This window comes from Sulfurivirga caldicuralii (assembly GCF_900141795.1).
In the GTDB taxonomy this organism is placed as follows: Bacteria; Pseudomonadota; Gammaproteobacteria; order Thiomicrospirales; family Thiomicrospiraceae; genus Sulfurivirga; species Sulfurivirga caldicuralii.
In genome coordinates this window covers 60,972-82,890 of sequence record NZ_FSRE01000002.1, presented here as the reverse complement: position 1 = coordinate 82,890, position 21,919 = coordinate 60,972, and the positions used below count along the sequence as shown (strand labels likewise).

The window sequence follows — 21,919 nt, the reverse complement described above, 5'->3', positions numbered from 1 at the left end:
TTCAATAGCTTCCCGGTCGTGCATCCAGCGCAAGACGCGTCAGGGTCTGCGTCGCCGGCCGCAGACGCCCGGCCAACATGACCAGCTGCCGCAGCGGCCGCTTCCACGGCAGGTCGTGGGCAAACAGCCACTCAAAACCATCCATGGCGCGCTGCACCGCCAGATTATCCATATAGCGGCGGCGCTGATAACGGCTAAGCACAGCCGGCACCCAGAAGGGGGCCTTGGCTTCAAAAGCCGTCAGCACCTCTTCACACAGCACCTGTGCATCCAGAAAGCCCAGATTTACACCCTGCCCCGCCTGCGGGTGGATGGTATGTGCGGCATCGCCCACCAGCACTACCCGCTCGGCATGGTAGCGCTGGGCATGCCTCCGCACCAGCGGAAAGCCGGCACGCTCACCGACCCAATCAATCCGCCCCAAACGCCCGCCGCTGGCCTCGGTCAGCGCTTCTGCAAACGCCTCATCATCCAGAGACAGCACCCAGTCGAGCTTGTGCTGCGGCAAATACCACGCCAACGAGGAAAGGTTGTCCTGCATAGCCAGAAACGCCACTGGTCCCTCTGCGGTATAACGCTGCCAGCAGGCGTCCTGATGAGGCCGCTCGGTGCGCACACAGCCGACAATAGCGGCCTCGCCATACTCGTGCGCATCCAGAGGGATGTTGGCCAGCTGGCGCACGCGGGAAAAGGCACCATCTGCACCCACCAGCAGCTGCGCGTGCAAAACGTCTCCGCCCTCCAGCACCACATGCACGCCGCTGGCTTCCGTTTCAAATCCCTCGATACTGTCAAAGCAAGCAGTCACATTGGCATGATCGGTCATACGCGCCCACAGCGCGGCCTGAATCAGACGGTTCGGCAGTACATGTCCCAAATTGTCCTCGCCCACCGAGGCAGCATCAAACACTACCTCACCGTCCACATCATCCGCCCACACATGCATGGCACGAAAGGGGTGTGCACCCTGCGCCAGCAGCGCCTTCCACACGCCCAGCTGCTCAAGCCATTGTTCCGAGGCGTGTGTCAACGCGCTCACACGCACTTCACAGGGGGCCACATCCTCAATTGCCGGTGGGGGTTCGCGCTCCACCACAGCCACCTGCATACCAGCTTCGGCCAGGCGCAGCGCCACTGATGCACCCACCATGCCCCCGCCAACAATTACGGTATCCACGATTCGACTCATGACTCCAGCCCCATGGAAAAGCGCGCCAGACGCCGCTTCAGACCCGGCATCAGCTGCGTCGCCACCAACCCCGCGCCACGTAGATGGCCGGCACCGGGCAAGCGGCATTGAAAAATAGTCACCAGAGAATCCGTCATGCGCATCACTGCCTGATGATCCGCCTGCCGTTTTGTCTCGTAAGCCTGCGCCCACACCGCGGTGCCCCAGGCGTCCCGCTGCTGCAACGCATCCAGATAGTCGGCTACATCGCGCAAGCCCAGATTGAGCCCCTGGGCCGCCACCGGATGCTGGGTATGCGAGGCATTGCCCAGCAGCGCCACCCGCCCTTCCGCCACCCGCGGCACATAGACCTCCTTCAAGGGGTAGGCCAGGCGCGGACCGACTTCGTCGAAACCGCCCAAGCGCGGCCCGATTCGTGCAGCGAAAGCCTCCAGCCAGTCACGGTCATCCAACGCCATCACTGCATCCAGCTGTTCATCAGGGCAGACATACACCGCCTTGTGGTGGTGGGTACGGTGCGGCAGCAGCGCCACCGGTCCGTCGGGGGTAAAGCGTTCATACGACCAGCCATGGTGGGGCTGACGGGTCTTCACCTGCGCCAGCACCGCATGGGCACCATAATCCTTTTCCTGCAGTGGCCAGCCCATGGCTTCGCGAACGCGGGAGTGGGTGCCATCCGCGCCCGCCAGCAGTACGCTCTCAATGGACGTCCCGTCCTGCAGCTGCACCCCCACGCGCGTCTCCTCAAGCGCCACATCCACGACCTGCGCCGGGCGCAGCACCTGCACACCGGCGCGTTCGGCTTCTGCCCACAGGACACGGCCCAGATCGACGCCCAGCACACTGTAGCCCAGTGCCGGCACACCCATCTCCTCGGCGTGCATCAGTGTCAGGCCAAAGTGCCCCTGCTGGGAAACATGCACATGGCGAATCGGCGTGGCCAACGGCGCCAGCTCGTCCCAGATACCAATGCGTTCCAGCAACTGCTGGCTGGCCAGATTGAGTGCCAGCATGCGCCCATCAAACGAGGTGCCCTCGGATTGGGCCGGGGCACTGCGTTCCACCAGCAGGGTTTTTACCCCTTGCCGCCGGGCACCAATGGCCAGCGCCAGCCCAACGGGGCCGCCGCCAACCACAATCAGATCGGCTGAGCGGGCTAACTCATCCATGCCTCAATCTCCTCCGGCGTGCGCGGCAGGCCATGCGTGAGGATTTCGTAGCCCTCGGCGATGACGCGCACATCGTCCTCAATGCGGATGCCGATGCCGCGCCAGTGCGCCTCGACGGTGTCATCATCCGGTGCCACATACAGTCCCGGCTCCACCGTCAGCACCATATTCTCTTCCAGAGGGCGCCAGGCGCCGTTGAGACGGTAGGCACCCACATCGTGCACATCCAGCCCCAGCCAGTGGCCGGTCTTGTGCATGTAGAAGCGGGTATAGGCCTTTTCTTCGATCAGCGTATCCACCTCGCCCTGCAGCAGGCCCAGATCCACCAACCCTTCTGTCAGCACACGCACAGCCGCCTGGTGATGACGGTCATAGGGGATGCCGGGGCGTACCTGCGCCAGCGCCGCATGTTGGGCCGCCAATACCACTTCGTAGAGCGCCTTCTGCTCGGCACTGAAGCGGCCGCTGGCGGGGAAGGTGGTGGTAATGTCGCCCGCATAGAATGCCTTTTCCGCGCCCGCATCCACCAGCAGCAGTGCGTTGCGATCGAGTGGCGCACCGTTTTCGGTATAGTGAAGCACACAGGCATTGGCACCGGATGCCACGATGGGGTTGAACGACAGGTCATCCCCTCCCGCCTCGTAGAAGGCACACTCCAGCGCCCGCTGCACCTCACGTTCCGTCTGCACGCGAGGAGCCGCCTGCATGGCGGCGAGGTGCCCCTTGACGCTGATCTGCGCCGCTTCGCGCAAATGCGCCAGCTCCCAGGGCTGCTTGATGAGGCGCTGTTCATGCAGAATGCGATCCAGATCCTGCAGTGCCTGTGGTGGCTCGACGCCTTCGCGAATGTGCTTTTTCAGGCCCGCAAAGACCGGCTGCAGCACCGGCCACCAGTAAGCGCTGTCGCTGAAACTGACATGCACCTGCTGTACGCCCTTGAGCAGCTCAACCAGTTGCGCATCCCACTCTTCGCCGCTGTACGCGGCATCCACGCCCAGCACGTCCGGAGCACGCTCTACGCCCAGGCGGCGGCCGGTCCAGATTTCGGCCTTTTCGTCGCGGGGGCGCACAAATGCCACGCTGTGCGTGCTGCCGTCCTCGGCATGAATCAGCAGCAACGTGCTGTCCGGTTCGCTAAACCCGGTCAAATAGTAAAAATCGCTGTGCACGCGGAAAGGATAGTCCACGTCCCGGTTGCGAAACTGCTCCCGCCCTGAAAACACCAGCGCGGCACTGGCGGGTGGCAGTGCCTCAAGCAGCCGTGCACGGTTGGCCTTGAAAGGGGTTATGTCCATTTACTGCACAGTCTTGTGTGTGGGTTCGGGAATGGTGTCCAGCTCAATGGGCTTGCGCTCGGCCGGATGCAGGTTTTCATACACGGCAATGGCACCGATGCGGATAAACTCGATGATCTCTTCCAGCTGGGCATTCATCTGTTCGTCTTCAACATCCTTCAGCGCTTCACTGTCGATGTCGGCCACATCCTGCAACGTCTCCAGGTACTCCTTTACCTCTTCACCCAACTTCGCGCGACCCGGATGGGTCAGACCAAAGCCATAGAGAAACCCTTCGCACCACTGGCCCACGGCACGGGCGCGTTCGATCAGGGGGCGCGCTTCGTCCGGCAGACACAATTCAAGACTGAAATCGCTGCTGGTGAGTCCTTTCAGAGTCTCATCATAGAGCACATAAAGGGTCTGCAACGCCTTCTCCTTCACCGATTCGGCGCCGATCTCCTGCAACAGCCCCTTGATGAAATCGCCCACCTCCAGCTTCTCAGCCCCGCACAACTCACCTGTGAGCATGCCGTGCAGAAAGGCCGGCGACTCCAGCTCGGGCCATTCGCGCACAATGCGCTCCACCGTTGGACAAATTTCTTTCATACCGGACCTCTGTTTCTTTTATCATCAAATCTTACACCATCGCTGCACAGGACTCATGCCCATGAGCCAGAAAACGCTGGATATCATTCTCAACAACCACACCTTCCGCGTGCCGGTCGCACCCGAGGACGAAGCACGCCTCATCGAAGCGGCCACGCTGGTGGACAGAAAGCTTCAGGAAGCCCCGGGGCGCACCGGGGAACTGCGCGCACTGACGGTGGCACTGAACCTGGCCTATGACCTGCTGCTGGTCAAGGAACGCAGCCGCGCCACCACACGGCAGGTGGACAAGACCCTGGAACAGGTCATGCAACAGCTTTCCATGTCGCTGGATGTACCGGACACGCCGGAAAGGCGCAGCGATAGCGCTTGAACGCCCTTCCAAAGGGTCTATAATGAAAGTGCAGATCGGTTCGTCCGAGTGCCCCTGTGCCGATGATCGATGATCTAGGGGTCAGAGGCATGGGTGGTGAGCCGCCCGCTTTCGTCCGGGCAGCCTAAGCCCATGTTCGAGACCGCCACCTGAACCTATGGGTTCAGGGACCAAGGGCGACCGATCTGCCCCCTTTCCTGCCCCATGAGTCCTGTCGTGAATGCATCTAACCTGCGCACATTGCGCCAGACCCTGCGCAAGCAGCGCAACATGCTCTCCTCCAAACAGCGTCTCGAAGCTGCAAACCGTGCGACCCATCATCTGTTGCGTGCGCCCTGGCTGCAACGCAAGGCGCATGTAGGCGTTTTTCTCTCCAGCGATGGTGAGCTACCCACCGAACCGCTGATTGCGGCACTGCATGCCCGCGGCCATCAACTCTATCTGCCCGTGTTGGCGCAGCCGCTCCCCCATCCCATGCTGTTTGCGCACTGGACACCAGATGAACCGCTCAAGCCCAACCGTTACGGCATTCTCGAGCCCATCAACCGCCAGTATCGCCACGGGTGTCAACTGGATGTGGTCATCACCCCACTGGTAGCCTTCGATGCCCAGGGGCAACGTCTGGGCATGGGAGGCGGCTACTACGACCGCACCTTTGCATGCCGAAAAATTGGCACGCGAAAAAAGTCGGGGACCCCCCTCCTGATAGGGTGGGCCTACGCCTTTCAGCAGGTGGGTGCACTGCCGGCGCAGCCGTGGGATGTGTCACTGAATGGTGTGATAACGGAAAACGGCGTGCAACGCTTTACGCACAAAAACTGAACCATTCCACACCGCATTGCGCACGTCTCATGCCAGGTCAATCACCACATGGTTTTCCGGAATGGCTCGCGGCATGCCGGGCCGCACTCTTTCAGGTTCAAGCCGAGGCGATCACACTATCACGGAGGGTCTGGTCAGACACAGCCTGGCAATAAAGGATGCAGCAGCAGGCAGAGCAAGAGGAGGAATAACCCGCCTTTCCGACGGATTGGATCTACACGCCACCCTTCTCAATGCAGCGCACTGGATCTGCTCTGCTCTTGCGGCCACGGCTTTCTACTGTGGAATCCGCCAAGCCAATCAGTCGGTCGGGCACAGGAACAGCTGATAGCCGAGGTTGTTCTGTTCATTAACGAACGGGTAGCCCAGGCTTTCCAGATACATCTCGAAATCCTGTCGCTGTTCAGGCGGCACCTGCACACCCACCAACACACGCCCATAGGCAGCACCGTGATTGCGGTAGTGGAACAGACTGATGTTCCACTCCTCGCTCATGTGGCTGAGAAATTGCAGCAGCGCGCCGGGCCGCTCCGGAAACTCGAAGCGATAGACCACCTCGTTCTTCACCCCGTGGGCATGGCCGCCCACCATGTGGCGCAGGTGCAGCTTGGCCAGCTCGTTGTCGGACATGTCCACCACGGGATAGTCGTGGGCACGCAGCTGTTCGATAATCTCTTCCTTCTCGCTTTCGCCCTGCTCGGTGCGCACCCCGACGAACACAACTGCCTGCTTGGGATCCGCATAGCGGTAATTGAATTCCGTGATCATGCGTCGTGGTCCCAGCAGTTCGCAGAAGCGCTTGAAGCTGCCCGGGCGCTCATCGATGGTGACGGCAAAAATCGCCTCTTTCTTCTCGCCCAGCTCGGTGCGTTCGGAAATATGGCGCAGGCGGTCGAAGTTCATGTTGGCACCACTGACAATGGCGGACAGCTGCATACCCTGGCGCGCTTCGTCCTGCTGCAGCCACTTTTTCAATCCGGCCAGCGCCAGCGCGCCCGCCGGCTCGGCGATGGCGCGGGTGTCTTCAAAAATATCCTTGATGGCCGCACAAATCTCATCGGTATTGACGGTCACCATCTCGTCCACACACTGCTGCGCGAACTGAAACGGCAGCTCACCCACCTGCGCCACCGCCACACCATCGGCGAACAGCCCCACCTGATCCAGTACCACGCGCTCACCTGCCTTGAGCGCTTCGGTCAGGCAGGCCGCATCCTCCGGCTCCACACCAATAATGCGTGTATTGGGACAGACCTGCTTGAATACGGCCGCCACACCGGCAATGAGCCCACCGCCGCCCACCGGAATAAACACCGCATCCAGTGGACTGCGCTTCTGACGCAGCATTTCCAGACCAATTGTGCCCTGCCCGGCGATCACATCCAGATCGTCATAGGGATGAATAAAGGTATAACCATTGTCTTCAGCCAGCTGGCGCGCATGGGCTGCAGCCTCATCATAGGTATCGCCCGCCAACACCACATTACCCCCCATGCGTCGCACCGCATTCACCTTGATCGGTGGCGTGGTGCGCGGCATGACGATCACCGCATCAATGCCCATGCGGCTCGCGGCCAGTGCCACCCCCTGCGCATGGTTGCCAGCAGAGGCGGCGATGACCCCCGCCTCCTTCTGCGCTTCGGTCAGGTGCACCATCTTGTTGTAGGCGCCGCGCAGCTTGAAGGAGAACACCGGCTGCAGGTCTTCACGCTTCAGCCAGACGTCATTCTTGAGCCGACGGCTCAATAGCGGCGCCTTTTCAAACGGCGTTTCCGTGGCCACATCGTAAACCGGCACGGAGAGCACGCGACGCAGCAATTCCTGAGGCATGGGGGTATCGTCCAGGTTAAGTCAATTGACCCGCATTTTAACGCGTGCGTAAGGGTTTCGTAACAATTCAGCCAGTTTTTCAAGGGTTGCGTCAGGGTTCCATTTCGGCTTTTGCCTAAGATATGCGAAACATCATCTACAAGGAGCACAACCATGTACCGCAAGACCCTCATTGCTGCCGCACTAACCGCCGCCCTGCCCCTTCACGCAGAAACCCTCGCCCCCATCCAGGTGGAAGATACGGCCACAGCCGAAACACTGCCTGCCGAACTGCTAACCGACAGCGCCAGGGGTGAAACGGGCGATCTGCTGCGACAGCTGCCCGGTGTGGAGGGCAGCCGCATGGGTGGCCACGGCATTGACCCGGTGGTGCATGGTCAAAAGGCGAGCCGCGTGCGCGTGAGCCTTGATGGGGCCGAAATCGCTTCCGGCTGCCCCAACCGCATGGACCCGGCCACCAGCTACATGGATCTGGAAAGCAGCGATACCGTTACTGCGCTGCTGGGCATCACCACCTTGACCCGCCCCGTGGACAACGCCAGCGGCGGCACGCTGCTGCTTGAACGCAAGCTCGACTGGACGCCCGGCATCCATGGTCGCGCAAGTGTAAAAAAATCCCATTTAATTCAGGACAGTGAGGCTGTCAATGTCAATGCGGCTGGTGATCGCGCGACACTGCGTGTCTTTGGCAACCACACCCAGGCGAACAACTACACGGATGGCAACGGTGACACCGTCAAGGCCGAATACGAAAGCAAAGCCTTCGGTGCCAAGGCAGGCGTGCGCATCGGTTCCGGTGTCGCCACCGTCAGCGCCGAACGCAGCCGCATCGAGGATGCGCTTTATCCCGGTGCCAAGATGGACTCTCCCTACTCCGAAGCCAACCGTCTCAGCGCAGGCTATGCCTGGAACGGTGGCAAGGTCGAGCTGTACCACACCAGCGTCGATCATCTGATGGACAACTACTCCCTGCGTACTGCTAACCCAATGATGAAGCGGCGCACGCCAACCAACACCGATACCACCGGCGGCATCCTGACCCTGCACAGCCAGTTCGGGCCTGCCCAGCTCACCTATGGCGTGGACGCCCGTTACGAAAAGAAAAACGCCACCTTTGAAAATGCCGCCAACGGTGCAGCGCTGTCGCTCATGTGGCCGGATACCCGCTACGAACGCCGCAGTGCCTTTGCGGAAATGACGCACCCCTTCTCTGCCGGCACGCTCAAGCTCGGCGCCCGCGTGGATCAGATCCACACCGATGCCAAGGATGCAGATAGGGCCGTGGCCAGCGGAACGCCTCGCTCACTCTATCAAAGCACCTATGGCACCACCCCCGACATCAAGCACGACGACATCCACACCAACCTGCTGGCAGGCTGGAAGCACCGCCTGGGCAGCTGGACCAGTCAGTGGACCCTTTCGAGCACCTGGCGCACCCCCGATGCCACCGAGCGCTATATGGCCAAAAGCGCCGCTGCCAAATCATGGGTGGGGAACCCGAACCTGAAGGCGGAAAACCACCGTCAGATTCAGTGGGATCTGTCCGGCAGGGCGCTGGCCGCCTTGTGGCAGGCACACCTGTGGGCTGACTGGGTGGACGACTATATCCTCAAGGACAGGGCAGTGAACCAGGCCAGCGTGGCTGCAAATGATGGCCGCGTTATTTATGTCAATAAAAATGCTCAGCTGCGCGGGGCCACGCTGACCGGCGACTGGGCCCTGGACAGCCGCACCGACCTGACTGTCAGCGCCACCTATACCTACGGCTACAATGACAGCGACCACCGCAATCTGGCCGGTATCGCCCCGTGGCACGGCTTTGCGGAGCTCTCCCGCGAGCAGGGAGCGTGGCGCTATGGTGCTCGGATCAACTGGGCTACAGACAAGTCGGATATCGATCCGCTTTCGCCGGATGAAACCGGCAAGACGCCCGGCTGGGCCACCCTCGACCTCTATGCCGACTGGCGCATCAACCGCACCTGGGCGCTGGCCGCAGGCGTGGACAATGTGTTCGATCACGCCTATGCCGACTATCTGAACCGCAAGATGGATCCCACCCAGGGCACCAGCTATCAGGTGAACGAACCCGGCCGTAGCGTATGGGCTAAAATCAGCGCCAGATTCTAAGGGATTTCGCCATGCGCAAAAGTGTCTGGGCCATTCTTGTCGTGCTGCTGGCGGCAGTAGCTGCCGGCTACTTTGCCTGGCAGCGTGGCCACAGCGAAGGTCATGCCGTGCTGTCTGGTCCGCCCCCCGGCGGCGACTTCACCCTGCAGAGCGCCAATGGCCCGGTGAGTCTGCACGACTTTAAGGGCAAGATCGTGCTGCTCTATTTTGGCTACACCTTCTGCCCGGACATCTGCCCCACGAACCTGGGCAACCTGTCCGTGGCATGGCGCAATCTGCCGCCTGAAATCCGCGACAAGACCCAGATCATTTTTGTCTCCGTTGATCCCGAGCGGGATACGCCGGAGCGCCTGAAAGCCTACACGGACTTTTTCAATGCGCACATTATCGGCCTGACCGGCGATCCCAAAACGCTGAAAGAGATCGCTCATCGCTATGGTGCCGTGTACAGGAAGGTACCGGTCAAGGAAGCCTCCATTGGCTATCTGGTGGATCACTCCGCCTTTACCTACTTGATCGATCCCGATGGCAAGCTGGTCACGCAACTGCCCCATGGCACCTCACCGAAAGCCTTCCAGCAGGCCGTTACCGACCTGTATAACAAGACCCTGAAAGGAGCCACACCATGAACCTGAAGACCCTGTTTGGCGCCAGCATGCTGGCCACTGCCTCTCTGTTCGCGCAAGTACACGCCGCCGATGCAGATCATGTGAAGGTCATCAATCCCTATGCCCGCGCTGTTCCACCCACAGCAGCGGCCAGTGCCGCCTTTATGGTGTTGAAAAACACCAGCGACCATGACACCGCGCTGGTGGGTGCCGATTCGGACGTCGCCAGGGTGACCGAACTGCACACGCACATTCACAAGAACGGCATGATGATGATGCGCCCGGTAGAAAAGATTGACCTGCCGGCTCACAAGGCCACCCCCCTGCAGCCCGGTGGCTACCACATCATGCTCATCAACCTGAAGCATCCGCTCAAGCCGGGTGACACCGTTCACCTGACACTAACATTCAAGGACGGCAGCACCAAGCAGGTGACAGCACCGGTGAAAATGATTCACGCCGGCATGGGCATGAAAATGTATCACCACTAAGGCGCAAAAGCCCTAATGGACAAGGGGGTCCCCGACTTTTTCGGCGCCCCCTTTTTTTGCACACTGCAAAAACGTGGCGAAAAGGCCGCTCAGACGGCAAATTGGCGACGGAAACGCCACGCGCCGAAGGAAAACAGCACCAAACCGATGGCAGCCAGCGCCAGCAGGTGGGTTTTCAGTTCAGCCAGGGTCGCCGCCTTGAATAGGATGCTGTTGCCGATAATATTGAAGTGATACAGCGGTGTAAACGCCATCAGAGCCCGCTCCCAGGCGGGCATGGCCTCTGGCGGCGTCCACGCCCCGCTTAGCAGCAGCATGGGCAGAATCAGCATGAAGGTAAGCAGCATCACCTGCCCCAGATTGCGCGCCAGCGTGGCAATAAACAATCCCACCCCACAGATGCTGAAGGCATACAGTGCCACGCTGGCGTAAAACAGCCCCAGATCGCCCCGTAGCGGCGCGCCGATCAGCGGCACGATCACACAGAACAGGCTGATGGTCACCCCGAGCAGAATCACCAGAATGACGGCGAATATCTTGGCGAGCATGATCTGCGTCGTATCCAGCGGCGTCACCAGCAGCTGCTCAATGGTACCGCGCTCCTTTTCGCGCACCGCCAGCGCAGCCGGCAGCAGCATGCCCAGCACGGTGATCACCATGAACAGCTCCGTCACCGACATGAACCAGCTGTCCTCGTTGTTTTCGTTGAAGCGCAGGCGCACGCGGTTGTCCACCTGGGGCACCGGCAATGGCTGCGCGGCACTGCGGTGCAGTTTTTCCAGCATCTGCTCGGTGTTGTAACGTGCATGAATCTGCTGGGTATAGCTGGCCATCAGGCTCCCCAGGGTGACATTGCTCCCATCCATGAAAACCTGAATGGCCACCGGCTGTCCACGCCACAGGGCTTCGTCCAGCCGCGGCGGCAGATCCACCACCTGCATCAGTTTGCCGGAATCCAGCAGCGCCTGCCCCGTCTGCATGTCTAAGACCGATCCCTGCACATCGAACCATGGGCGGTGAAACGCCGCCAGCCACTCGCGCGCCGGGGCACTGCTCTCTTCCATGACCACACCCATGGGCGCCTTGTTGAGTTCCAGGCGAATGCCGGTGCCGGCGATATAGATCTCGGCGGTAAAGAACCAGATTATCGCCAGCAGCAGAAAGGGGTCGCGATAGAGCGTGCGCAGCTCCTTGAACCACAGTGCCGCCAGCTGACGCCACCACATTATCGCTTCACCCGCTTGTGAAACAGAACCCACGCCAGCGTCAGAACCACCACGGCGTAAAGCCCGATCAGGGCCACCTGCGGCCAGAGAAAGTCCCAGCCCTGTCCTTTCAGAAACACGCCCCATACCACCTCAAGATCGTGCATGGCGGGAAACAGATGCGCTTCGCGCTGCGCTTCGGGGCTCATGGCGCTGATGGGCATCATCAGACCGGAGAACATGAACCCTGGGATCATGGTGCCCAGCATGGTAATCAGCGCGGCCGCCGCCTGACTGCGCACCAGCACGGAGACCAGCAGGCCAATCCCGCCGGCCGCGAAAATGTACAGCAGGCTGGCTACCGCATACACACTCGCGCTGCCCTTGAAGGGCGCTCCATACACCCACAGGGCCATGGCGGTGAGCACCAGCAGGTTAATCGCGGAGATGGCCACATAAGGCAACAGCTTGCCGATGAGAAAATCCACACGGCGCACGTTGGAGGCGTAGAAATTGAAGATGGAACCGCTCTCCTTTTCGCGCACCACACCCAGCGCGGTCAGCAGGGCTGGCGCCATGAGCATGATCAGCATGATCAAACCCGGCGCAATGGACCACTCACTCTTGAGTGCCTGATTGTAAAGGTAGCGCACCTCAAGCTTCACCGGGCTCAGCTGCTGCTGAACCCGCTGCGGCGGCAGCCCCTCACGCCGTACCAGCCAGTCCTGAATACGATCCTGATTGAAGCGCGCCGTAATCGCCTGCACATAGCCGCTGGCAACGCGGGCATGGTAGGTAAACTGGCCGTCGATCAGCGTCTGCACCGGTGCCGTCAGACCACGGGACAACCGCTCGGAAAAATGTGGCGGCACGATGAGCACAAAGCGCACATCGCCGCGCTTGAGCGCCTGCTCCACGGCCTGATCGCCCGTCAGTTCACCACGATAGTCAAAATACTCGCTCAGGCGAAAGCGATCCACGAAATCGCGGCTCAGTGGCCCCTTGTCCTGATTCCACACCGCCATGGGCACATGGCGTACCTCCAGCACCAGTCCATGACCCAGCACGACCATCATCAGAACGGGCACCAGAAAGGCCAGCGCCAGATAAATGCGATCGCGCAGAATCTCGCGGGACTCCTTCAGCGCCAAGGCGCGAATATGGCGCAGGTTCATGCTGTTCCCTCGATCATGCTCACGAACACCTCTTCCATGGTGGGTTCCACGCGTTCAATGGCACTGATCACACACCCCGCCTCGTCCAATTGGGCCTTGAGCCGACCAAGGGATGCGTCATCCCCGGCCACAAACACGTGCACCTCGCGCCCCTGCGCGAACGCCAGCCAGCCCCGTTGCCGCAATGTCGCCAGCGCCCGAGCGGTATCGTCCACACGCAGGGCATATACCTCTCCGAAGCGGCTGCGCACCGTACTGCGCAACTGCCGGGGCGAACCGCTGGCCACCACCCTGCCCTGGCGCATCAGGGCCAGATTGTGGCAATTTTCCGCTTCGTTCATGGCATGGGTCGTGACCAGCAGTGCGACACCCTCTTTGCGCACCAGCGTGTGCAGCAGCCCCCAGAACTGCTGCCGCCCCAAAGGATCGACGCCGGACGTGGGCTCATCCAGAAACAGCACTTCCGGCTCATGCAGGATAGCTGCAAGCAGTGCCAGCCGCTGACGTTTTCCCAGTGGCAGGCGGCCTGCCGCCTCGTTTTTATCCGTTACCAGGCCTGTCCAGTCCAGCCCCCATTCGATGCGCTGCTGCAGTTGTCTGCGGCGCAAACCATAAATGCGTCCAAACAACCGGAGATTTTCCAGCACGGAGAGCTGCGGATAGAGGGAAAACTGCTGCGACATGTAGCCGATGCGCTGGCGGACCTGCCGGGCGGCCTTGCCCAGTGGCTGACCGGCCACCTCCCCGCTGCCTGCGGTAGGCAGCAGAATCCCCGTCAACATGCGAATCAGCGTACTTTTGCCAGCCCCATTGGCGCCCAGCAGACCAAAGATTTCTCCAGCGCGGACCTGCAGAGAGACATGATCCACGGCGGTAAAGTCGCCAAAGCGACGCACCAGCCCATCGGCCCGTATTTCCACTGGAGCCGACGCCGGCGGTGGGGGTGCCCAGTCAAAGGTCAGGTCATGGGGCGCGCCGACCGCTGCCATGAACAGGTCCTCCAGTGTGGGCGGTGTCTCTCGTACGGGCGGACTGTCCAGCTTCTGCACCAGCGCCTCCCGTTGTGTCTGTGGCAGCCAGGCACGCAGTTGACCGGCTTCCATACGCAAACGCATGGCAGAAAAATCCTGCAAACAAGGACGCAACGTATCCCGTGCTGCGGCCGAGAACCAGAGCACCGTCGCCGCCTGACCGGCTGCAAGAGAATCGGGCGGACCCTGCTCCAGGATCAGGCCATCGTGCATGAGTGCAAGCGTATCGAAGCGTGCCGCTTCATCCATGTAAGCCGTGGACACCAGTGCAGTCAGAGCGCGCTCGCGCACCAGCTGATTGAGCAGCTCCCAGAAGGCCTGACGGGAGATGGGATCCACGCCGGTAGTGGGCTCGTCGAGGATAATCAGTTGGGGTTCATGGATCAGGGTGCACATCAACCCCAGCTTTTGCTTCATGCCGCCGGAGAGATGCTGCATGCGGCGATCGCGAAAGCGGGACATCTGCGTCATGGCCAGCAGCTGCTCAATGCGCTGACTGACCACTTCAGGCGGGATGGCGTGCAGATCGGCAAAGAAACGCAGGTTTTCCTCGACGCTGAGGGTGGGATACAGGTTGAGCCCCAACCCCTGCGGCATCAGGCCCAGTTGCGCCTTGACCGCCTCGGCGCTGCGCTCGTCGCGGATGGCCACGCCATTGACAACAACCTCACCGGCATCCTGCGCGAGCACACCGGCGACAATGTGCATCAGCGAGCTTTTTCCCGCCCCGTCCGGGCCGATCAGCCCGAACAGCTGCCCCCGTGCCACCGTGAGGTCAACGCCTCGCAGCGCAGTCGTCTTTCGATAGCGCTTGACCACGCCCTGCAGGCGAATCATGGCGGCGGACTGCTGAGAATCCATGGCGCCTGTCTGGCCACTCGCCATCTTTGCGGAGGGCGCTGCTACGTCACTCATGCCCGCCAGCAAGTGGCACCTCTGCATCCGCCGGCATGCCCGGCAGATAATGGTGGCCAGGATTACGCTTCAGGTAAAACCTGGCAGCGAATACCTGCTTGATGCGTTCATCCGGGGTCTGGATTTCCTTGGGGGTAAATTCTGCCTGCTGATTCATGAATCGCAGCACCGCCTCTTCACTCTGCCCGGGCAGGGCGTCCACCTTCACGCGGGCGATGCTGCCTAGCTGAATACGCCCCAGTGCCTTCTCCGGGATATAGCCCTGAAAATAGAGCGCGTCCAGATCGACGATTTCATACAGCACCGAGCCGGCCGGCAGCACCTCGCCCACATGCGCGAGGCGCCGCACGATGGTACCGTCACCGGGTGCACGAATGGTCATGTCCTCCAGCACACTCATGGCTTCTTCCAGCGCGGCATGGGCCTGCAGCATGGCCGCATGGGCCGCGTTCACCTTTGCCTCCTCGCTTCTGATGCGCTCATAGCCCAGCCTGGCCTCGTTCAGGGCCTTTTGCGTCTGAATCACCGCAGCCTGCGCCACCTGCCACTGGGCTCGAGCGGTCTTTTCCGCCAGCTGCGCCTTTTCCAGCGCATCGCGACTTATCTGCTTCTTGCGATATAGCACGGCAAGACGCGCCGCCTCCCGCCTGGCCTGATCGTGCTGCGCCTGCGCTGCGCTGGCCTGCGCCTCGGCATGGCTCAGTGCTGCCTGCGCCGTTTCCACCTGAAGGGGGACGCTCTTTTTCAGCACTTCAAGGGCAGTCTGCGCCGACGCGTACTGCGCCTGCGCCGCATGCCAGGCCGACGCCGCCTGCGTCACCCGGCTGCGAATCTGACGGTCGTCCAGCCGCGCCAGCACCTGCCCCTTTTTCACCGCCTCGCCTTCCTGGCGGGTCAGTTCCACCACCCTGCCCGGCTGCTTGGCCGCGGCCAGCAGATGATCGCCCTCGATACGACCGTTCAGCAGCAGCGTGCTGTCATCCTGCTGCTCGGCGTGCAGATGCCAATACTGCCAGCCTGCACCAGAGAGTGCCACCACAACGAGCGCAAGAGCCCACCAGCGTGCCTTCATAAAGCCCCCTTCACAACCAAGGTGTTTTCAAGTCAGTATACGACAGCCTCCTGCGCACGTCCGCTCAAGAACACATCGGACGGTCGCAACAGGGGGTATGGTCGGAAACGGCGCGCGATCAGAACGAGGTTGATTTCGCCAGGGTGCCGTACAGACGCCAGTAGGTGCCCTGCTGGCGCAGCAGACCGGCGTGGTCGCCATGCTCCACGATGCGGCCGTCTTCGAAGACGATAATGCGCTCGGCCTGCAGCACGGAGGTGAGACGGTGGGCGACGATGAGCGCCGTGCGGCTTTCCAGCCACGGCGCCAGCGCATCGTAGAGGCGGCGCTCGGTTTGCGCATCCAGTGCCGAGGTAGCCTCATCCATGATGACAACGGCCGGGTCCTGCAGAATCATGCGGGCAATGGCGATGCGCTGGCGCTGGCCGCCGGACAGGGTGATGCCATTGCGGCCCACGCGGGTTTCCAGCCCGTCCGGCAGTTCGCGCACGAAGTCGGCCGCCTGTGCCATTTCCAGCGCCTGCCATAGCTGCGCGTCCGATAGCGCCTCGCCCAGCGTGAGGTTGAAGCGCACCGTTTCATCGAACAGCACCGGCTGCTGCAGGACCACCGCCACCTTCTGGCGCAGCAGCTGACGGTCAATGCGCGCAAGTGGCACGTCGTTGTAGCAGATGCAACCCGACTGGGGCGTATAGAAGCCCAGCATCAGATTGACCAGTGTCGTCTTGCCGCCGCCCGATGCACCCACAAACGCCACCTTTTCACCTGGCGCGATGGAAAAGCTCAGATCCCGCAGCACCGGCTCGTTGTCACCATAGGCGAAGGTCAGGTTCTCCACGCGAATACCGACCGGCAACCGTTGGAAAGGATTTTCATGGCCCTCAGGTTCCGGCTCCTGTTCCAGCGCCAGCACGCTGTTGATGCGCTGCAGGGCGCCGGATGCCGCCGCATAGGCGTACTGAATGGAAAGGATTTCCTGCACCGGCCCCATCATGAACCACAGATAACCGAAGATGGCCATCATCTCGCCGATGGTGAGATCCGACCACAGCACCATCAGCATGCCGAGCATGCGAAACAGATCAAAGCCGATCAGAAACACCATGAAAGACAGCCGGCTTGCCGCATCCGACTTCCACACGAACTGCCCGGCGGAGTCACGCACCTGGCGGGCCAGCAGCGTCAGGCGGTCAAAAAAGCGTTGCTCCTTGCCTGCTGCACGAATCTGCTGCAGCGCATCCAGGGTTTCAGTCACGGCCTGCTGAAACAGCTCCAGCGCCGTGTTTTCGCGTTTTTTCAGCTCGCGCACCTTGCGCCCCAGCGCAATGGTGAAATAGATCACCACCGGGTTCAGCAGCAGAATGAACAGCGCCAGCTGCCAGTTGAGCCACAGCAGCACCGCCGACACGCCGACGAGCGACAGCACCGCCACGATCAGCTTGCTGATGGTCGTGCTGATAAAGTCGTCCAGCGTATTGACGTCGTTCACCAGCGTGGCGCTGACGGAGCCGGAGCCCAGCCGCGTATAGGCATCCATGGAGACATGCCGCAGCCGCGCCAGCAGGTCCTGACGAATCTTCCAGGTGACATCCTTGCCGATAAGGGTGAAGTTGCGGTTCTGCCAGATGCCCAGCCCCAGCCCTGCCAGACGCAGCGCGATGGTCACCAGGGTAATAAAACCGATGTAGAGCACCGGCCCGTGCCACTCAGGGGGGAACAGCTGACTCATCCACCCCACCAGCGTTCCGGGCTGATTCAGCAGCACCTCGTCCACCAGCAGCGGAATGAGCAGTGGCACGGGCACCGCAGCCAGCGCCGCCGCCAGCGCAATGACATTGGCGATAATCAGTTCACGTCGGTGCGACTTGACCAGCTGCCAAATGCGCCACCAGGTATAGGGTTTCATTCACTCAAACCAAACAGGGTGTTGAAGTTCTGCCAGGTCTGTTCGGCAATGGCTTGCGCCGCTTCACCTCGCAGCTCGGCCAGTTTTTCCACCACATAGCGGGTGTAGCCGGGCAGGTTGACCTTGCCGCGGTAGGGCACCGGCGCCAGATAGGGGCTGTCGGTTTCCACCAGCAACCGCTCTGCCGGGATCTCTTTCGCCACTTCCTGCAGATCCTTTGCACTGCTAAAGGTAAGGATGCCGGAAAAGGAAATATAGAAGCCCATGTCCATGGCCCGCTGTGCGGTGGCCAGATCCTCCACGAAACAGTGCATGATGCCCCCTACGGCATCCGCGTCCTCCTCTTCCATAATGTCGAGCAGGTCCGGCGTGGATTCACGCGTGTGGATGATGATGGGCAGATTTACTTCCTTCGCCAGCCGGATCTGCTGGCGGAAACGTTCGTGCTGCCAGCTCAGATCCTCCTTTTCCGGCTTGAAGTGGAAGTAATCCAGTCCGATTTCACCCACGCCGATCACCTTGGGGTGGGCAGCCAGCTCGCGAAAACGGGTTTCGTCCAGCTGCACCGCCGGATCGGTGGTGGGATGAATACCCACAGTGGCATAGACATTGTCGAATCGCTCGGCGATGTCGATCACCTCATGCCAGCGCGCTGGCTCAATGGCAACGCAGAGCATGCGAGTCACGTCCAGCTCGGCTGCCTGGGCAATGATTTCGTCCACCGTTCCGGCCTTTTTGGGAATGGTGTTCAGATGACAATGGCTGTCGGTAATTCTCATGCGTCCACCTCTTGCGGATACAGGTAGTGAATGAGCACTCGCTCGAGGGTCAGCTGCACATTGGCGTTTCCGGCCAGTGCCGTGCGCGCCTCCTGAATGGCGGTATAGAGCCCATGCAACGCCATGTCGTGCGGGCGGGCGTGCAGCTGGCGCGTGCACCACATTTCAAAATAATCCAGCGCCTGCTGCGGCACATCCCATTTGGACCACGCCTCGGCCACGTCCACCAACGTCTTCTGACCACGGCGCAGGCCGTTCATCTGCTCTCGCCACGCCTGATAGCTTTTCCAGCCCTCGTTTTCCAGCCATGCCCGGGCGGCCAATGGCATGCCGTGGTGAATTGCCAGCGCCGTCTGCAGTTGCTCAGGCTCTGCCTGCGGCATCGCCTGCTGCAGCCACGCAAGCGCTGTCGCTGCATCCGGACGTGGCAGGCGCCACAGCTGGCAGCGGCTGCGAATGGTAGGCAGCAGCGCACCCAGCTGGTGAGTCAGTAGAATGAAGTGAGTATCCTGCGGCGGCTCTTCCAGCGTTTTCAGCAGTGCATTGGCGGCCGAGCGGTTCATGGCTTCAGCCGGCCACAGCAGCACCACCTTGGCGCCGCTCTGATGCGCTGCTTCATACACCCAGGTGTTCAGATCGCGAATGGTTTCGACGCGAATGTCCTTCTTGCCCTGCTCCGGCGTGCAGCGCAGCAGGTCGGGGTGGGTGCCGGCGTCAAGCATGGCACAGGCCGGGCACGTGCCGCAGCCGCCCTGCGGACACAACAGCTGGCGCGCCATCGCCTCCATCAGTTCAACCCCGCCCATGCCGGCAGGCCCGTGTAGCAGCGTATTCTGCGGGGCCGGCTGCACCGCCTGCCACTGAGTAAGAATGGGCTCAAGCCACGGCAGGTTCACAGCAGTCTCTCCAGTACCTGTACCAGCTGTGCCTGCACGTCCTCCACGGATTGACTGGCATCGATAATGGCATAGCGTTGCGGTGCCAGCGCCGCACGCTGCAGGTAGGCTTCGCGTACGCGCTCAAAAAAGTCCAGCTTTTCCTGCTCAAAACGGTCGTGTCCTTCGCCCCGGGCGGCTACGCGTGCCAGTCCCACTTCCGGCGGCAGGTCAAAGATGAAGGTCATGTCGGCATGGAATCCCTGCAGCGTCCAGTCGGCCAGGGCATCAAGACGCTCGAAGGGCATCCCACGTCCTACGCCCTGATAGGCATAGCTGGCGTCCACAAAGCGGTCCGACACCACCCACTGCCCGGCCGTCAGTGCCGGCTTGATCTTTTCCTCCACATGCTGGGCACGGGCGGCGAACATGAGCAGCGCTTCGGTATCTACCGTCATGGCCGCATTGGCCGGATCCAGCAGAATGGCGCGGATCTGCTCGCCGATGGGGGTGCCACCGGGCTCGCGGGTGGTCAGCACCGCCTTGCCACGGGCGCGCAGCCAGTCAGCGATGAACTGCTGCGCGGTGGACTTGCCCCCACCTTCCACGCCTTCCAGAACCAGAAAGCGACTCACCGATGTGACCTTTTCAACTGATAGCGTTGCACAGCTCGATTGTGTTCCCTGAGCGTGTTGGAAAATTCGTGACTGCCGTCCCCCTTGGCAACAAAATAGAGTGCCTTGCCGGGTGCCGGATGCAACACCGCATCGATACTGGCCTTGCTCGCCAGAGCGATGGGAGTGGGCGGCAGCCCGTTGATGCGATAGGTATTGTACGGGGTTTTGCGGCGCAGGTCGGCACGGGTCAGATTGCCGTCAAACGCCTCGCCCAGTCCATAAATCGTCGTTGGATCCGACTGCAGGCGCATGCCCTTTTTCAGGCGGCGGATAAACACACCGGCAATTTGGGTGCGCTCATCGGCACGCCCCGTCTCCTTTTCCACGATGGAGGCCAGAATCAGTGCTTCGTAAGGCGTTTTCAGCGGCAGATCCGCATCCCGCCTGGGCCAGGCCGCATTGAGATAGCGCCACAATGCCTCGTAGGCACGCTTGACCAGCTCGAAATCGCTGGTGCCGGCGGTATAAAAATAGGTTTCCGGCAACAGCTGCCCTTCCATGGGCTTGTCGCTCCCCAGCCGTTCGGGCAGCGCTGCGATGGCTTTCGCATCCGTGAGCGTCACCTTGACCTTTTCTGCGTGCTGGATAGCCTGCAGTGCTTCCCGGAAGCGCATGCCCGGAATCAGGGTCACTCGATACTGGACGCGGGGCCCGCTGACCAGCGCCTGTGCCAGTTGCGCCATGGTCCATTGGCTATCGAGGCGGATCTCGCCGGGCTGTATGCGGCGATCCAGGCCCTGCCAGCTCAGATAGAGGCGAAACAGGGTCGGACTGCGCAGGCCTGCGTCGTGCAGACGTTTCAATGTTCCATGCACCGTCGGTGCCACGGCCAGCACCTGTCCCTGAGCAACTGGCAGGAGCGGGTGGCGATACAGATTGTAGAGGTATACACTCAGAGCCAAAGCAGTAAAAACAAGCAGCCCTGCGCCGCCCAGCAAGAGCACCTTGCGCCTGATCACCATCCGTTATGCCTCACGCCAGGCCGTTTCTGTGATGAAATCGTGCAGGATATCAGCCAGAGGCGCCCACGCCTGCGTTTCAAACCGCTTCTCGATGCCCCCTTTCACCGCACCAACCGGCTGCAGCAGCCTGACCGCATTAGCCAGTGCCAGACCATCCATATGCATCACCCGTCCCAGAGAGAGGGGGATGGTATGAACCTGATACCCCAGCACCTGGGCACACTGACGCAAGGCAAAAACGGTCGTGCTTTCCACACCCGCTTCGCTCAGCTCCGGCAGATAGAGCGTCCGCCCCAGCTTGGCGACCACAGCCGAGGCAACGCCACTGACCACATTCTGTTTCGCATCCAGCATCAACGCCTCCGGCGCATTTTCTGGCAGAACTCGCAAAGCCTCCACCTGCGCAAGGCGATTCAGGTGCTTGATACCCGGATAGACATCGGGCGTCGGCCAGAGCACAGAGCTGATTGTCAGCGTCAGCGCCTCGGTTGAGGCCCTGGGCAGACCGGACTGAAACATCACCAGCCGCGTCAGTTTCGGGGACTGAGGCGGTCGATAGCCCCGCCCTCCCATCTCGCCGCGGGTCAGAATGCATTTCAAAACGCCCGATCCTTTTTTCAATTGCGGCAGAATGGTTTTCAGATCGGCTTCGAGCCAGACCGCATTGGCAGGCGGCATATGCATCGCCTTCAGGGATTGAATGATGCGCTGCTTATGCGCTGACCAATTCAGCAGCGCACCCTGTTCAACACGGATGGTAGTAAAAAAACCATCACCATAGTGAAGCCCCCGATCCCATAGGCTCAAGCTCGACGCTTTTTTGCCGTTCA

At 61.2% G+C, this 21,919-nt stretch carries 20 protein-coding genes; 5 read left to right on the top strand and 15 right to left on the bottom strand.

What is annotated here, in order from left to right:
- Position 1: 1 nt before the first annotated feature.
- The 4 genes from BUQ81_RS03515 to BUQ81_RS03500 are packed head-to-tail and all read right to left on the bottom strand — an operon-like array spanning position 2 to position 4,241.
- A complete protein-coding gene (locus BUQ81_RS03515; RefSeq protein WP_074201021.1) occupies positions 2-1,189 on the bottom strand; it encodes a UbiH/UbiF/VisC/COQ6 family ubiquinone biosynthesis hydroxylase in 1,188 nt (395 codons plus the stop codon).
- Positions 1,186-2,358 (bottom strand): FAD-dependent monooxygenase, encoded by a 1,173-nt coding sequence (locus BUQ81_RS03510; protein WP_074201410.1) that lies wholly within the window; start codon positions 2,356-2,358, stop codon positions 1,186-1,188. Before BUQ81_RS03510 ends, BUQ81_RS03515 begins: the two co-directional genes overlap by 4 nt.
- Complete coding sequence (locus BUQ81_RS03505; protein ID WP_074201020.1) at positions 2,346-3,653, bottom strand: aminopeptidase P N-terminal domain-containing protein; 1,308 nt, start codon at positions 3,651-3,653, stop codon at positions 2,346-2,348. The genes BUQ81_RS03510 and BUQ81_RS03505 overlap by 13 nt, the downstream gene beginning before the upstream one ends.
- On the bottom strand, positions 3,654-4,241 hold the full coding sequence (locus BUQ81_RS03500; protein ID WP_074201019.1) for a UPF0149 family protein: 588 nt from the start codon (positions 4,239-4,241) through the stop codon (positions 3,654-3,656).
- A gap of 61 nt (positions 4,242-4,302) precedes the next feature.
- Here BUQ81_RS03500 and BUQ81_RS08715 point away from each other — a divergent pair, with 61 nt between their 5' ends.
- On the top strand, positions 4,303-4,614 hold the full coding sequence (locus BUQ81_RS08715; RefSeq protein WP_074201018.1) for a cell division protein ZapA: 312 nt from the start codon (positions 4,303-4,305) through the stop codon (positions 4,612-4,614).
- Between the two features lie 216 nt (positions 4,615-4,830).
- Positions 4,831-5,436, top strand: a complete 606-nt coding sequence (locus BUQ81_RS03490; protein ID WP_159432259.1) for a 5-formyltetrahydrofolate cyclo-ligase — start codon at positions 4,831-4,833, stop codon at positions 5,434-5,436.
- Positions 5,437-5,736: 300 nt separating this feature from the next.
- Here BUQ81_RS03490 and ilvA read toward each other — a convergent pair whose 3' ends face one another.
- Positions 5,737-7,266 (bottom strand): threonine ammonia-lyase, biosynthetic, encoded by a 1,530-nt coding sequence (ilvA, locus tag BUQ81_RS03485; protein ID WP_074201016.1) that lies wholly within the window; start codon positions 7,264-7,266, stop codon positions 5,737-5,739.
- 153 nt (positions 7,267-7,419) lie between these two features.
- Between ilvA and BUQ81_RS03480 the strand changes: the two genes are divergently transcribed.
- Genes BUQ81_RS03480 through BUQ81_RS03470 form a run of 3 tightly spaced genes read left to right on the top strand, consistent with a single transcriptional unit; the run spans position 7,420 to position 10,492 of the window.
- Positions 7,420-9,393, top strand: a complete 1,974-nt coding sequence (locus BUQ81_RS03480) for a TonB-dependent receptor domain-containing protein (RefSeq protein ID WP_074201015.1) — start codon at positions 7,420-7,422, stop codon at positions 9,391-9,393.
- Positions 9,394-9,404: 11 nt separating this feature from the next.
- Positions 9,405-10,022 carry an SCO family protein gene (locus tag BUQ81_RS03475; protein WP_074201014.1) on the top strand — a complete coding sequence of 206 codons (618 nt, stop codon included), beginning with the start codon at positions 9,405-9,407 and terminating at the stop codon, positions 10,020-10,022.
- Positions 10,019-10,492, top strand: a complete 474-nt coding sequence (locus BUQ81_RS03470; RefSeq protein ID WP_074201013.1) for a copper chaperone PCu(A)C — start codon at positions 10,019-10,021, stop codon at positions 10,490-10,492. Before BUQ81_RS03475 ends, BUQ81_RS03470 begins: the two co-directional genes overlap by 4 nt.
- Positions 10,493-10,581: 89 nt before the next feature.
- Here BUQ81_RS03470 and BUQ81_RS03465 read toward each other — a convergent pair whose 3' ends face one another.
- The 10 genes from BUQ81_RS03465 to BUQ81_RS03420 all read right to left on the bottom strand — a co-directional run bounded on the left by BUQ81_RS03465 (position 10,582) and on the right by BUQ81_RS03420 (position 21,896).
- The gene (locus BUQ81_RS03465) at positions 10,582-11,718 is read right to left on the bottom strand and encodes an ABC transporter permease (RefSeq protein ID WP_074201012.1); all 1,137 of its coding nucleotides are present in this window, start codon (positions 11,716-11,718) and stop codon (positions 10,582-10,584) included.
- Positions 11,718-12,872: an ABC transporter permease gene (locus BUQ81_RS03460; RefSeq protein ID WP_074201011.1), complete on the bottom strand. Its 1,155-nt coding sequence runs from the start codon at positions 12,870-12,872 to the stop codon at positions 11,718-11,720. Before BUQ81_RS03460 ends, BUQ81_RS03465 begins: the two co-directional genes overlap by 1 nt.
- Positions 12,869-14,818: an ATP-binding cassette domain-containing protein gene (locus tag BUQ81_RS03455; RefSeq protein ID WP_200770545.1), complete on the bottom strand. Its 1,950-nt coding sequence runs from the start codon at positions 14,816-14,818 to the stop codon at positions 12,869-12,871. The genes BUQ81_RS03460 and BUQ81_RS03455 overlap by 4 nt, the downstream gene beginning before the upstream one ends.
- On the bottom strand, positions 14,811-15,890 hold the full coding sequence (locus BUQ81_RS03450) for an HlyD family secretion protein (protein ID WP_074201009.1): 1,080 nt from the start codon (positions 15,888-15,890) through the stop codon (positions 14,811-14,813). Before BUQ81_RS03450 ends, BUQ81_RS03455 begins: the two co-directional genes overlap by 8 nt.
- Positions 15,891-16,008: 118 nt before the next feature.
- Positions 16,009-17,796 carry an ABC transporter ATP-binding protein gene (locus BUQ81_RS03445; RefSeq protein WP_074201008.1) on the bottom strand — a complete coding sequence of 596 codons (1,788 nt, stop codon included), beginning with the start codon at positions 17,794-17,796 and terminating at the stop codon, positions 16,009-16,011.
- Complete coding sequence (locus tag BUQ81_RS03440; protein ID WP_074201007.1) at positions 17,793-18,575, bottom strand: TatD family hydrolase; 783 nt, start codon at positions 18,573-18,575, stop codon at positions 17,793-17,795. The genes BUQ81_RS03445 and BUQ81_RS03440 overlap by 4 nt, the downstream gene beginning before the upstream one ends.
- Positions 18,572-19,471: a DNA polymerase III subunit delta' gene (holB, locus tag BUQ81_RS03435; protein ID WP_074201006.1), complete on the bottom strand. Its 900-nt coding sequence runs from the start codon at positions 19,469-19,471 to the stop codon at positions 18,572-18,574. The genes BUQ81_RS03440 and holB overlap by 4 nt, the downstream gene beginning before the upstream one ends.
- Positions 19,468-20,085, bottom strand: a complete 618-nt coding sequence (gene tmk / locus BUQ81_RS03430; RefSeq protein WP_074201005.1) for a dTMP kinase — start codon at positions 20,083-20,085, stop codon at positions 19,468-19,470. Before tmk ends, holB begins: the two co-directional genes overlap by 4 nt.
- Positions 20,082-21,089 (bottom strand): endolytic transglycosylase MltG, encoded by a 1,008-nt coding sequence (gene mltG, locus BUQ81_RS03425; protein WP_074201004.1) that lies wholly within the window; start codon positions 21,087-21,089, stop codon positions 20,082-20,084. Before mltG ends, tmk begins: the two co-directional genes overlap by 4 nt.
- A gap of 3 nt (positions 21,090-21,092) precedes the next feature.
- Positions 21,093-21,896: an aminotransferase class IV gene (locus BUQ81_RS03420; RefSeq protein ID WP_159432258.1), complete on the bottom strand. Its 804-nt coding sequence runs from the start codon at positions 21,894-21,896 to the stop codon at positions 21,093-21,095.
- Positions 21,897-21,919 lie beyond the last annotated feature (23 nt).